At 71.3% G+C, this 12863-nt stretch carries 13 protein-coding genes; 3 read left to right on the top strand and 10 right to left on the bottom strand.

The window, feature by feature from the left end:
• The first annotated feature begins 35 nt into the window (after positions 1–35).
• Together DDE18_RS10800 and DDE18_RS10795 are read left to right on the top strand one after the other, a co-directional pair.
• Positions 36–665, top strand: coding sequence for a TIGR03085 family metal-binding protein (locus DDE18_RS10800; protein WP_116572268.1), 630 nt, complete (start codon positions 36–38; stop codon positions 663–665).
• 56 nt (positions 666–721) lie between these two features.
• Positions 722–1732: a hypothetical protein gene (locus DDE18_RS10795; protein ID WP_116572267.1), complete on the top strand. Its 1011-nt coding sequence runs from the start codon at positions 722–724 to the stop codon at positions 1730–1732.
• An 18-nt stretch (positions 1733–1750) separates the two neighbouring features.
• On the opposite strand, the gene DDE18_RS10790 is transcribed toward DDE18_RS10795, so the two are convergent.
• From DDE18_RS10790 to DDE18_RS10760, 7 genes are all read right to left on the bottom strand, one after another.
• A complete protein-coding gene (locus tag DDE18_RS10790) occupies positions 1751–2482 on the bottom strand; it encodes an amino acid ABC transporter ATP-binding protein (RefSeq protein ID WP_116572266.1) in 732 nt (243 codons plus the stop codon).
• Positions 2483–3358, bottom strand: coding sequence for an amino acid ABC transporter permease (locus DDE18_RS10785; RefSeq protein ID WP_116572265.1), 876 nt, complete (start codon positions 3356–3358; stop codon positions 2483–2485). It lies immediately after the preceding gene.
• Positions 3358–4224 (bottom strand): ABC transporter substrate-binding protein, encoded by an 867-nt coding sequence (locus DDE18_RS10780; RefSeq protein WP_116572264.1) that lies wholly within the window; start codon positions 4222–4224, stop codon positions 3358–3360. Before DDE18_RS10780 ends, DDE18_RS10785 begins: the two co-directional genes overlap by 1 nt.
• Positions 4225–4292: 68 nt before the next feature.
• Positions 4293–5156, bottom strand: a complete 864-nt coding sequence (locus DDE18_RS10775; protein ID WP_116572263.1) for a carbohydrate ABC transporter permease — start codon at positions 5154–5156, stop codon at positions 4293–4295.
• Positions 5153–6241: a carbohydrate ABC transporter permease gene (locus tag DDE18_RS10770; protein ID WP_116572262.1), complete on the bottom strand. Its 1089-nt coding sequence runs from the start codon at positions 6239–6241 to the stop codon at positions 5153–5155. Before DDE18_RS10770 ends, DDE18_RS10775 begins: the two co-directional genes overlap by 4 nt.
• On the bottom strand, positions 6228–7469 hold the full coding sequence (locus DDE18_RS10765) for a sugar ABC transporter substrate-binding protein (protein WP_116572261.1): 1242 nt from the start codon (positions 7467–7469) through the stop codon (positions 6228–6230). Before DDE18_RS10765 ends, DDE18_RS10770 begins: the two co-directional genes overlap by 14 nt.
• Entirely contained in the window at positions 7466–8500 is a 1035-nt protein-coding gene (locus DDE18_RS10760) for a LacI family DNA-binding transcriptional regulator (RefSeq protein WP_165821121.1), read from the bottom strand. The genes DDE18_RS10765 and DDE18_RS10760 overlap by 4 nt, the downstream gene beginning before the upstream one ends.
• A gap of 118 nt (positions 8501–8618) precedes the next feature.
• Between DDE18_RS10760 and DDE18_RS10755 the strand changes: the two genes are divergently transcribed.
• The gene (locus DDE18_RS10755) at positions 8619–10685 is read left to right on the top strand and encodes a glycogen debranching N-terminal domain-containing protein (RefSeq protein ID WP_133241210.1); all 2067 of its coding nucleotides are present in this window, start codon (positions 8619–8621) and stop codon (positions 10683–10685) included.
• Positions 10686–10690: 5 nt separating this feature from the next.
• Here the strand turns inward: DDE18_RS10755 and hisF are convergent, their stop codons facing one another.
• From hisF to DDE18_RS10740, 3 genes are all read right to left on the bottom strand, one after another.
• A complete protein-coding gene (gene hisF / locus DDE18_RS10750; RefSeq protein ID WP_116572258.1) occupies positions 10691–11452 on the bottom strand; it encodes an imidazole glycerol phosphate synthase subunit HisF in 762 nt (253 codons plus the stop codon).
• Positions 11449–12234: a bifunctional 1-(5-phosphoribosyl)-5-((5-phosphoribosylamino)methylideneamino)imidazole-4-carboxamide isomerase/phosphoribosylanthranilate isomerase PriA gene (gene priA, locus DDE18_RS10745; RefSeq protein ID WP_211754507.1), complete on the bottom strand. Its 786-nt coding sequence runs from the start codon at positions 12232–12234 to the stop codon at positions 11449–11451. The genes hisF and priA overlap by 4 nt, the downstream gene beginning before the upstream one ends.
• Positions 12235–12302: 68 nt before the next feature.
• Positions 12303–12686, bottom strand: a complete 384-nt coding sequence (locus tag DDE18_RS10740) for a YciI family protein (RefSeq protein WP_116572257.1) — start codon at positions 12684–12686, stop codon at positions 12303–12305.
• Positions 12687–12863 lie beyond the last annotated feature (177 nt).

Raw genomic sequence — 12863 nt, 5'->3', positions numbered from 1 at the left:
TCAAGGCTGCGGCGCACGCCACTACGCTGCTCGGCATGACCAGCTTCGCCCGCCGCGAGCGGCTCCAGCTCTGCGACCTGCTCGACGAGGTCGGCGAGGCCGCTCCGACGCTCTGCGGGGGGTGGACGACCAAGGACCTCGTGGTCCACCTGCTCGTCCGCGAGCGCAGTCTCCTCGGCTCCCCCGGCATCCTGGTCCGCCAGCTCCAGCCGCTCACCGACATGGTCTCCGGGCGGGTGGCACGTGCCGACTACGCGCTGCTCGTCGACCAGCTGCGCAAGCCGCTCCTCAGCTGGGCCGCCATCCCCGCGGTCGACGCCGTCGCCAACGCCGCGGAGTTCTTCGTGCATCACGAGGACGTCCGGCGGGCCCAGCCGGAGTGGGCCCCGCGCATCCTGGACGCGGACGACCAGCGGGCCCTGTGGCGGATCGTGTCCCACGGGGGCAAGGCCCTCGTCCGGCCCGCCCGCGTCCCGGTCGTCGCCGTCGACAGCCTGAGCGGGCGGCGTACGACCCTGCGGCCCGGCGCCGACCCTGCCGTGGTGAGCGGCCCGCCCGCCGAGCTCGTGCTGTTCCTCTACGGCCGGCAGCGGGTCGTCGACCTCGAGTTCGACGGGCCGGAGGAGCACGTCACCGCCCTGCAGTCGGCGTCCATGGGGGTTTGAGCAGGCGCCGGGTGGAGCAGACTACGGGCACTGCCACCTGACTCTCGGAGACCCACATGCCACGCGCCTTCGCGACCGCAGCCCTTGCCCTCGCCACGACCGCGCCCCTGCTGGTGGGCGTCGGCTCCCCTGCGGGGGCGGACAGCAGTGACCGACCCTCACGCACCAAGACGTCCGCCGCCTGGTCCGCCACCTCGGTGGTCGCCGGCACCCCCGTGACCGTCAGCGGACGCGTCAAGGACCGGGTCAAGGGCACGCGGAAGGTGGTCCTGCAGCAGAAGATCGCCTCCGGCTGGATCAAGGTGGACGGCACGAGGACCACGTCCTCAGGCGACTACGTGATGGCCGTGCCGACCGGATGGTTCTACTCCAGCAAGCTGCGCGTCCTCGCCAAGCGCACGCGCAAGGCCGGCGGCGACATCTCGAAGGCCACCCGCGTCACCGTCGTCCCCGCCTGGGCGCCGCAGGGCGACCCGAAGGCGTGGCGGCACATCACCAGGTACCAGGTGCGCCTCAACCCCTGCCGGACCGTCACCTACCGGGTCAACGCAGCACAGGGGCTCCCGGACCCGGCGACAGCGCTCACGGCGGCGCACGCGGCGGTCGATGACATCGCGCAGGCCACGGGACTGACGTTCAAGTACCTCGGCACCACCGACGCGATGTTCCAGGGCTCCGGCAAGAGCATCCCCAAGGACACCGACCTGCTGATCTCCTGGCAGCGCGACGACCAGACCAAGCTCGACATCGGGCCCAGCTACGGCGCCCGCGGCGGCGCCGGCAAGGTCATCTGGGGACGCAACGCCCAGGGCAAGCGCATCGGCCTCGCCCTCAACACCGGCATCGCGGCCGACTCACAGGAGCAGGGCATGACCTACACGAGCATGACCCAGCTGCTCATGCACGAGCTCCAGCACGCCGTCGGCCTGCACCACGTGAACGACCCCTACCAGTACATGAACCCCAGCCAGTCGATCTACACCCTGCCCCTGGGGCAGTGGGGCGCCGGCGACCTCACCGGCCTGCGCAAGGTCGGCCTGCAGGCCGGCTGCGTCCGCCGCTGGTGAGACTTCGCTCGACTTGAGTCAGGCGCGCAGCCGGGAGAGGAACGCCCGGGTGCGCTCCTGGCTCGGGTCGTCCAGCACCTGGGCCGGCGTGCCCGACTCGTGGATGACCCCGTCGTGCAGGAAGCACACGGTGTCGGCGACGTCGCGTGCGAAGCCCATCTCGTGGGTGTTGAGCAGCATGGTCACGCCGTCGTCCTTGAGCTCACCGAGCAGGTCGAGCACCTCGCCGACCAGCTCGGGGTCGAGGGCCGAGGTGACCTCGTCGAGCAGCATCAGGCCGGGGCCGGTCACCAGGGCCCGGGCAATCGCCACCCGCTGCTGCTGGCCGCCGGAGAGGTCGTCCGGGCGCGCGGCCGCCTTGGACTCCAGGCCGACCCGCGCCAGCATCGCCAGCCCGCGCTCCTCGGCCTCGCCGGCCGCCACCCCGTGCACCTTGCGCAGCGCCAGCGTCACGTTGCCGAGCACCGACAGGTGCGGGAACAGGTTGTAGGACTGGAAGACCAGCCCCATCCGCGACCTCACCGCGTCGGCGTCCATCCGCGGGTCGGTGATGTCGCGGCCCTCGAAGGTGATCACGCCGTCGTCCACCGTCTCCAGGAGGTTGACGCAGCGCAGCAGCGTCGACTTGCCCGAGCCCGAGGCGCCGATCAGCACGACGCACTGGCCGGGCTCGATCTCCAGGTCGACGGCGCGCAGCACCACGTGCGAGCCGAACGCCTTGCGCACCCCGGTCATCTCCAGCAAGGCCATCTAGAGCATCCCTCCCGCCCCGTGGAACCCCTGCTTGCGCGCGAACCAGTCGGTCGCGCGCGCCATCGGCACGGTGAGGCAGATGAACAGGAAGCCGGCCACGACGTACGGCGTGTAGTTGAAGTCGAGCGACGTCTCGACCCGGGCGCGCTGGATCGCGTCATAGACGCCGAGGACGGCGATCAGGCCGCTGTCCTTCTGCAGGGAGACCAGGTCGTTCATCAGCGGCGGGAGCACCCGGCGCCAGGCTTGGGGCAGTACGACGTGGCGCAGGGTCTGGCCGTAGCTGAGCCCCAGCGCCCGGCCGGCGAGCCGCTGCGAGGGATGCACCGACTCGATGCCGGCCCGGAAGACCTCCGCCACGTAGGCCGAGTAGGACAGCACGAGCGCGGAGCAACCCCAGAACAGGGCGGACCGCGGCAGCCCCGAGAGGTTGAGCGCCGGCCCGCCGAAGCCGAGCAGGAAGATCACGAGCAGCAGCGGCAGCCCACGGAACACGTCGACGTACGCCGTGCCGAGCAGCCGCAGCGGGAAGGTGACCGGGCCACGAGTGGTCCGCATGACGGCGATGAGCAGGCTGAGCGCCACGATCAGCACGGCGCAGAGCAGTGTCACGCGGATGTTGAGCCAGAGGCCGTCGAGGACCGCGGGGAACGAGTCCACCGCCTTGTCCCAGTCGAAGTAGGTCTCCTGGACCCGCTGCCAGCCCGGCGACGTGACGACGGCCGTGCCGACGAGGCCGACGAGCAGCACCGTGCTCAGGGCCGCCACGGACCCGCTGCGCACGGCGCGTCGACGGCGCCAGGCGTCCCGCTCCTGCTGGACCGGTGAGGGCTGCCAGGGGTTTGGGGCGGCAGGCGCAGGCACCTGCGTCATCAGGAGAGCTCGGGCGCGCCCTGCTGCGCGAGCCACTGCTGCTGCAGCTCGTCGAGGGTGCCGTCCTCGCGCAGCGCGTCGACGGCCTGGCTGACGCAGTCGGTGAGCGGGCTGCCCTTGGCGAGCACCGCGCCGAACTGCTCGGGCGTCCCGGACGCCTGCGGCAGCTGGCCCACGATCGTGCCCTTGTCCACCTGCACGGCGACCATGAAGTAGGCGGTCGGGAGGTCGACGACGACGCCGTCGATCTGGCCGTTGTTGAGGGCCTGGACCGCCTGGTCGTTGGTGTCGAACGGCACGGCCTCCTCCTCGGCCTGGATCTGGTCGTTGATCGCGGTGAAGCTCGTCGTGCCGACCTGGGCGCCGAGGCGGGCGTCCTGGAGCTCGGCCGTGCTGGTCGCGCCGTCGATGGCGCTGCCCTTGGTGGTGATGACGGCCTGGCGGACGTCGTAGTAGCCGGAGCTGAAGTCGACCGCCTTGCGGCGCTCCTCGGTGATGGAGACCTGGTTGAGGTCGAAGTCGAACTTCTTCTCACCGGGCTGCACGACCGCGTTGAACGGCACCTTCACCCACTCGACCTCGTCCTCGGCGTAGCCGAGCTCCTCGGCGATGGCGTAGCCGACGGCCGACTCGTAGCCCTTGCCATTGCTCGGGTCGTTGTCGACGAACCACGGCTCGTAGGCCGGGTCGTCCGTCGCGATAGTGAGCACGCCGTCGGCGTAGGTGGACAGGGAGTCCTTGGTGCACGCCTCGGCCGCCTCGGTGCCGCCGGCGTCAGGCGCGGTGTCGACCTCGTCGCGCGGAGCGCCGCAGGAGGTGAGGGCCAGCGTGGCCAGGACAAGGGCTGCGAGGCTCGTCGTACGCATGGACGAATCCTAGGTGGTGCCCCTCGTCCGCCGACCGGCCGGAGGACGAGAGGTTTCCTACCACCGGGTCAGCCCTTCACCGCTCCGCCCTGCGCGTTCATGATCCGCCTCTGGAACACCAGGAACACGATCGCCACCGGTATGGTCATGATCGCGGCGGCCGCGAGCTTGACCGGATACTGCGTCCCGGAGCTGAGGGCGCCAGAGGCGAGTTGGGCGACGCCCTTGGTGAGCGTGAAGAGAGCCGGGGAGTCGCTCGCCACGATGAAGTGGTTGAGCTCGTTCCACGATCCCTGGAAGGAGAGGATCCCGATCGTGACCACGGCGGGACGCGCCATCGGGAGCACGATCGACCAGAAGACCCGGAACGGGCCGGCCCCGTCGACACGGGCCTGCTCCTCGACGGCGACCGGGATCGACTCGAAGAAGTTCTTCATGATGAAGATCCCCGCCGCGTCGACGAGCAGCGGGATCACCAGGCCCGGGTAGGAGTTGTACATCCCCAGCTGGTTGATCACCAGGAACTTCGGGATCAGCAGCACCACGTTGGGCACGGCCATCACGCCGATCAGGACGGCGTAGATGACCGTCCTGCCGCGGAACGGCAGCCGCGCCAGCGCGTAGCCCGCCATCGAGTCGAACAGGACCCGCCCCGCGGTGACCAGGATCGTCACGATCGCGGAGTTCTGGAACCAGGTGGGGAAGTCCGACCGCAGGAACAGCAGGTCGTAGGCCGCCGTCGTCGTCGTCTGCGGGATCAGGCCGAGCGGGTTCTGTGCCGCCTCGGCATCGGACTTGAACGATGTCGCCACGTCCACCAGGAACGGGAAGATGTAGATGACGGCCAGGACGACGAGCACCGCGTAGAGCCAGGACCTGGCGACCAGGCTCTCCCGCGGACGTGCCCTCGGCGTCGACCGAATCGCGCTCATCGCGCCACCCCCTGGGCCGCTGCCGCGACCGGGATGGCGGGTCGGCGGCGCTTCCGGCGCGGACCGCCCTTCTCCCGGAGCAGCCACCGCTGGAGCAGCGTCAGCACCACGATGATCGCGAAGAGGATGAAGGCGATCGCTGCTCCCTGTCCCCACTGCTGGTTGGTGAACGCAGCCTGGAAGGAGAGGTAGGCGGGGGTTAGCGTGGACTTCGCCGGGCCGCCGCTCGTGCCGGTGTAGATCTGGTCGAATACCTGCCACGTGCCGATCAGGCCGAGCGTCAGGACCGTGAACATGGTCGGACGCAGCATCGGGACCGTGAGGTAGCGGAAGCGCTGCCAGGCACTCGCCCCGTCGACCATCCCGGCCTCGTCGATCTCCTCCCCGATGGACCGCAGCGCTGCGATGAAGAGCAGCATGAACGTCCCCGAGGTCGTGAAGATCGCCATCAGGATCAGCGCGGACATGGCGAACGAAGGTCCGGACAACCAGTCCCACCAGGTGACGCCCAGGAACCTGTGCTCGGTGAGGGCTCCGGGGGCCGAGTCGATGCCCAGGGCGCGAAGTGCCACGTGGACGATCCCGCGCGGGTCGTTGAACCACGGCGGGCCGTTGATCCCCACCCACCCGAGCACCCGGTTGACGACGCCGGTGGCGCTGAAGAGGTAGAGCCACAGCACCGTGATCGCCACCGAGCTCGTGACCGAGGGGAAGTAGAACGCGGTCTGGAAGAAGCCGCGCCCCTTCAGCGCCTTGGCATTGACCAGGACCGCGAGCGCCAGGGCCAGCGCCGTCTGGAGGGGCACGACGAACAGCACGTAGTAGGCGTTGTTGCGCAGCGACGTACCGAAGTCGCGCTGGGCGAGCGTCCCCCCGGACAGGATCGCCCGGTAGTTGTCGAGTCCGACGAAGCCGACGCTCGAGGCGAACGGGCTTCCGCTGCCGCGCCAGTCCGAGACGCTGACCCACGCCGCCATCAGGACCGGCAGGAGGAGGAAGATGCCGAGGACGGCAACGCCGGGGCCGACGAAGAACCAGCCCCAGGCGTTGCGTCCGCGGTTGATCCCCCGATCAGCCTTGGGCATCGAGGGCCGCCTGCATGGTCTGCTGGACCGACTCCAGGATCGCCCTCGGGTCGCCGTCCTCCAGCCCCTCGAGCTGCGCGTTGAAGTCGGAGATCACGTCGGTGGTCCCGGCCTGCGACGGCGGGTTCTGCGCGTACTCCGCGCCGGCGACGAATGCGTCGAAGTCCGGGGTGTCGCCTACCCAGGTCTCGGCTGCCGATTGGACCGAGGGGATGACTCCGAACGCCTCGGCGAAGGCGATCTGGCTCTCCTCGCTGATGAGGTGCTCCACGAGGCTGACCGCCGCTTCCTTGTCGCCGGTCTTCTCCGGGATGCCCCAGCAGTTGGTGAACGCGAGCGTCCCGTCACCGGCCGGGCCGGCGGGCAGCTCGACCGCCCTCCACTTCACGTCCGGGAAGTCGTTGGTCAGCGCCCCGGCGATCCAGTTGCCCTCGACCACCATGGCGGCCATGCCCTTGCCGAAGGCCTCACCGCCCCAGCCGGCGCCCAGCGTCGAGGAGTAGTCGAGCGAGCCGTCCTTCATCAGCCCCTGCAGGTAGGTCAGCGCCTCGAGGTTCTCGGGGCTGTCGACCGTGGCCTCCGTGCCGTCGTCCGACACCATGGCGCCACCGGCCTGCGGGAAGAAGGCGCCGACCCGGGCGTACTCCGGGCTCATCGCCAGGCCGACGACGTCACCCTTGGTGAGCTTGCCAGCCACCTCGGCGAGCGAGTCCCAGTCGGTGGGGATGTCCGCGTCGGTGAGGCCGGCGGCCTCCCACAGCTCGGTGTTGATGATCAGGGCCAGGGTGGAGAAGTCCTTCGGCGCACACTGCAGCGCGTCGTCCACCGTGAACGCGTCCACGAGCGCCGGGTAGAACGCGTCCGGATCCTCGAGGTCGGCGCCGTAGGCGTAGAGCGATCCGTTCGCGGCGTAGCCCGCCATCTGGTCGACCGCCAGGTAGAAGACGTCCGGGGGGTTGTCCGCCGCGAAGCCCTGGCTGACCTGCTGGTTGAGGTCCGAGGCCACGGAGACGGTCGCCTGGGTCCCGGACTCCTCCGACCAGGCGGCGACCGCGTCCTCGACCGCCTTGGTCTCGGCCTCGCCCGAGGAGCCGATCAGCACGGTCAGCTCCTCGGCGCCGGAGTCGGTCTCCGTCTCCTCCTCGAAGCCGGAGCCGCCTCCGCACGCCGCGAGGGCGAGCGTGCTCACTGCCGCCACGACGAGCGGACGCAGGATGTGGGTGTTCATGATGGTCTCCTTGCGGGATGTGGTGTGACATCGGTGGGGGTGGGCCCTCCGCCGCTGGACTCGCGAACGACCAGCTGGGGCTCGAGGAGGGTGTGGCACGGGGTGCCGCCGGGGTCTTCGATCTCCCGACGGACGGAGTCGACCAGGGCCTTCGCGACATCGGCGAGTGGCTGGCGCACGCTGGTCAGGGCGGGGGTGGAGAGACCTGCGGGCGCGGAGTCGTCGAAGCCGGTGACGGCCAGGTCCGGGCCGACCGGGATCCCGCGGTCGGCGGCGGCGCGCAGTACGCCGAGGGCGAGGGTGTCGCTGGCGCACACCACGGCCGTCGGGGGCTCGGGCAGGGCGAGGAGCCGGCCGGCGGCCGTGACCGCAGCGTCGAAGTCGTCGCGGCAGCGCTCCTCCGGGCCCGGGCGGACGCCGCGCGCCGTACAGGTCTCCTGCCACCCGGCCCGCCGGTCGCGCCCGACGTCACTGTTCCCGGGCCAGCCGAGGTAGCCCACGCGGCGATGGCCCCCATCGAGCACGTGGCGGGTCGCCGCGGCAAGCCCGGCACGCCCGTCCACGTCGACCCAGGAATAGCTGGGCTCGGCGTTCCAGGCGCGGCCGAACGACGCGAACGGCACGGCCCACTCCTGCAGGACGGACGCCCTGACGTCGCGGGTCCTGGTGCCGGTGAGGATGAAGCCGTCGACGCTCGTCGTCGCGCGCAGCTCGCGGTAGGCCCGGAGCTCCGCCTGGGAGGTGTCGGCCTGGCACAGGATCAGGTGGTATCCCGCGCCGTCGGCCGCCTCGCACAGGCCGTGCAGGAAGTCGTCGAGCAGCAGCGCCGCACGGCCAGGGCGGGAGCGCTCGACCGTCACGGCGAGCAACCCCGAGGCGCGTCCCCGCAGTGCACGCGCCGACCGGTTGGGGCGGTAGCCGAGCTCCTCGATGGCCGCGAGGATGCGCACCCTCGTGTCCGGATTGAGGCGCTCGGGCCGATGCAGGGCGTTGGAGACCGACTGGGCGGAGACCCCGACGTGCCGAGCCACGTCCGCCAGCGTGACGTGACCGTGTGTCTCCGGACCACGAGCTGATCCCCCGCGGGCCATCGCCCCTCCGATCCGTGCCCTTGCCCCAGCCAGCGTGTTTAACGCTAAACTCCGCGATGTGACGGACGTTACACAGGCCGCCGAGAACGGGTCAAGGCCCTCGCTGCAGCCCCTCCTCCACACGTTGCGGTCCTGTGCCGCCGCGCCCGCGATGCTGCTCACCGAGCCCGACGGGCAGGTCCGGGCGGGCGGCGTGAGCGGGTGGTATCGCAGCGACGTGCGACTGCTCGACCGCCTCGAGCTGTCCGTCGACGAGTCCGGCCTGGAGCTCGTGCGGTCGGGTGCGCGTGGCGCCGACCACCAGGAGTTCTGCTACGTCGCGAGGTCTGTGGGGGATCCGATTCCGGATCCCACCGTCACCCTGGAGCTCACGCGGCACCTGACCGGCGACGTCTTGCGGGAGCGCCTCGTCACCGCGTCCACCGCCCAGCGGCCCGTCCACCTCACCGTGCGACTCACGGCGCGCGCCGACTTCGCCCCCCTGTCAGTGGTCAAGCAAGGCTCGGCGACCGCCGCGACGAGGCCGACGGCAGGTCCCGGCCGGCGCGTGGGCTGGCGTGTCGCTGACGCGGGCTTCGAGCTGGTCGGGTCTCCGTGGCCGGAGGTCGAGACCGGAAACCAGACGGTCCTCACCTGGGCGGTGGCGCTGGACCCGGGTGAGAGCCGGGAGATCTCGTGGCAGTGGGAGTCCGACGTGACCGGCCCGTGGGGCCGCGGCACCGCGCGCGGCTGGCAGGAGTCGATCGCCGTCGACGCGGCTGCTGTCACCGTCCGGCGCACCGTCGAACAGAGCGTCGGCGACCTGGAGTCGCTGCTGCTCGACGACCACGGAGACGCGTTCCTTGCCGCAGGGAGCCCGTGGTTCCTCACCCTGTTCGGGCGGGACTCCCTGTGGGCCGCACGGATGCTCGTGCCCTTCGACGTGGACCTCACCCTCGCGACCCTGCGGGTGCTGGCCCGGCGGCAGGGCAGGCGCGAGGACCCCCGTATCGAGGAGGAGCCCGGCAAGATCCTGCACGAGGTGCGGGGAGGGATCCTCGACCTGGGCCAGCAGGTGCTGCCCCCGCTCTACTACGGCAGCGTGGACGCCACGCCCCTGTGGGTGTGTGCGCTGGCCGACGCGGTCGACTGGGGGGCCGACCCCGACGCGGTCCGGCCGCTCGTGCCGGCCCTCGTCGAGTGCCTGGCGTGGCTCCGGTCGGCGTCGTCAGCGACCGGCTGGCTCCGGTACGTCGACCACACCGGCACCGGCCTGTCCAACCAGGGCTGGAAGGACAGCCACGACTCCATCCAGTTCGCGGACGGACGGCTCGCCGAGCCGCCGATCGCCCTGAGCGAGGTGCAGGCCTACGCGTTCGAGGCCGCCACGCGTGGAGCAGCACTCCTGGAGACGCTCGGACATCCGGTCCCCGCGGGGCTGCGGGAGTGGGCACAGGACCTGCGCGCCCGCTTCCAGTCCGACTTCTGGGTGGGCGACACGGCGACCGGGCATCCCGCGCTCGCGCTCGACGGAGCGGGGCACCTCGTCGACAGCGTGGCCTCCAACATGGGCCACCTGCTCGGCACGGGCATCCTGACCCCCGAACAGCAGCGACGGGTGGCTGAGCTCCTCACCAGCCCCGCGCTGGACTCCGGCTTCGGGCTGCGCACCCTGACCCGCGAGTCACCCCGGTTCTCCCGTCTCTCCTACCACGGCGGCACCGTGTGGCCGCACGACACAGCGGTCGCCGCAATGGGGCTGGCCCGCATCGGTCAGCTCGAGGATGCCGCCACGCTCGCGCGCGGAATCTTCCGGGCTGCCGAGGGCTTCGAGCACCGCCTCCCCGAGCTCTACGGCGGCGACTCGGCGGAGGACGTGGCAGTGCCCACCTCCTATCCCGCCGCCTGCCGTCCCCAGGCGTGGTCAGCGGCCGCGCCGCTCGCAGCGCTCGTCGCCTGCCTCGGCGTCCGGGTCTCGGGACACACGGTCACCGTCCCGGCGTACTCCCCCCTCGGCCTGGGGCGCCTCGCGCTGCACGGGCTCAAGGCGGCAAGGGCCCCCTTCTCCGTGCGGGTGGACGAGAACGGGCGCGTGACGGTGGAGCTGCCCGAGGGCTCCCCACTCTCGGTCCGGACGAGGGACTGAGACCGTCAGCGCACGGGGTGCCCGGCCGCGGCCAGGGTGTCCTTGACCTCCGAGATGCGCAGGGTGCCGAAGTGGAAGACGGTGGCGGCCAGTACGGCGTCGGCGCCGGCGTCGACCGCGGGCGGGAAGTGGTCGAGCCGACCCGCTCCCCCACTGGCGATGACCGGGATGCTGACCTCGCGGCGGACCGACCGGATCAGGTCGAGGTCGAAGCCGTCCTGGGTGCCGTCGGCGTCCATCGCGTTGAGGAGGATCTCGCCCGCGCCGAGCTCGGCCGCCTTCACGGCCCACTCGATCGCGTCGAGGCCAGCGGACTTGCGGCCACCGTGCGTGGTCACCTCGAAGCCGGACTGCGTGCCCTCGGCCCTGCGGGCGTCGACCGAGAGCACGAGCACCTGGTTGCCGAAGCGGTCGGCCACCTCGGCCACCAGCTCGGGCCGGCGGATGGCGGCGGTGTTGATGGCGACCTTGTCGGCGCCCGCGCGCAGCAGCCGGTCGACGTCCTCGACGCTCGAGACTCCCCCGCCGACGGTGAGCGGGATGAAGACCTCCTCGGCACAGCGGGAGACGACCTCCATGGTGGTGGCGCGGCCCTCGTGGGAGGCGGAGATGTCGAGGAAGGTCAGCTCGTCGGCGCCCTCCGCGTCGTAGGTGCGGGCCAGCTCGACGGGGTCGCCGGCGTCGCGCAGCTCCTGGAAGTTGATGCCCTTGACGACCCGACCGCCGTCGACGTCCAGGCAGGGGATGACGCGGACGGCGAGGCTCATCCGTCTGCCTCGGTGGTCGAGTAGTCCTCGGCGAGGGACGAGCCGGGGACGTATCGAGACCTGGTGAGGGCGAGCGCGTCCTCGAGGGTGAACCGCCCCTCGTAGAGCGCGGTGCCGGCGATCGCGCCCTCGACGCCGATCGGCACGAGCTCCATCAGCGCCCGGATGTCGTCGAGGGTGGTGACGCCGCCGCTGGCGACGACGGGGCGGTCGGTGCGCGAGCAGACGTCGCGCAGCAGATCGAGGTTTGGGCCCTGGAGCATGCCGTCCTTGTTGACGTCGGTTACGACGTAGCGGGCGCAGCCCTCGGAGTCGAGCCGGGCCAGCGTCTCGTGGAGGTCGCCGCCCTCGCGTGTCCAGCCACGAGCGGCCAGGGTGGTGCCGCGCACGTCCAGGCCGATGGCGACGCGGTCGCCGTACTCGGCGATCGCCCGGGCGCACCACTCCGGCTGCTCGAGCGCCGCCGTGCCGATGTTGACCCGCCGGCAGCCCGTGGCCATCGCGGCTGCGAGCGACTCGTCGTCGCGGATGCCGCCGCTCATCTCGACCTTGATGTCCAGCCGGCCGACGATCTCGGCCTGCAGCGCGCGGTTGTGGCCGTGGCCGAAGGCCGCGTCGAGGTCGACGAGGTGGATCCACTCCGCCCCGGCCTCCTGCCAGCGCAGGGCCGCCTCGATCGGGTCGCCGAACCGCTTCTCCGAGCCGTCGACGCCCTGCACCAGCTGGACGGCCTGCCCGCCCTTGATGTCGACGGCGGGAAGGAGCTCGAGGTAGTCGCTCATGGCGTGAATCCTAGGAGTCCTGGGCTCGTACGCCGCGACGCCGGCGTGCGCGCGAGACGGGTCCTCGATCAGTCGTCCGGCATCGAGCGGCGGTCGCCGACCGGCCGGCCCGTGAGTGGGAAGGCGAGGGAGCCGGCGCGGACCCACCACTCCATCACGTCGTACGCCAGCCGACCGGCGACCACCGACGGGTCCCCGTCCGAGAACCGGGCCGCCTCGGCCGGGTCGCAGGCGAAGATCGACATCCCGCGGTACGCCGGGTCGCTCTGCTCGCCGAACGGCCCGTTGGCCACCAGCACACCCCTCTCGGCCAGCTTGGCGCGGTAGGCGAGGTGGCGCGCCTGCAGCTCGTCGAGCTCCTCGTCCGACATCTCCGGCGCGTCCGCCGGCCGCCGGAGGACGACGACCGTGTAGACGTCGAACTCGTCGGGGATGTGAGGGTCGCGTGGCATCGGTCGGCTCCTGGTGTGCTCGGCCCATTCTCTCCTCAGCCGCTGCCGAACGCCGGAAGTTGGGGAGGGGCGAGATCCGGCTGACGCAGAGGGCAGACTGCGTGATCTCGGGGCTGTGTCCCGGCTCGACGCCGACTGGACCACCTTGCTGCCCGCGGGCCGCGGACTATCGTGGCC

This window comes from Nocardioides gansuensis (assembly GCF_003076135.1).
Classification (GTDB): domain Bacteria; phylum Actinomycetota; class Actinomycetes; order Propionibacteriales; family Nocardioidaceae; genus Nocardioides; species Nocardioides gansuensis.
Note: the sequence above shows the minus strand (reverse complement) of the source record. Positions and strands in the feature narration are given on the sequence as shown.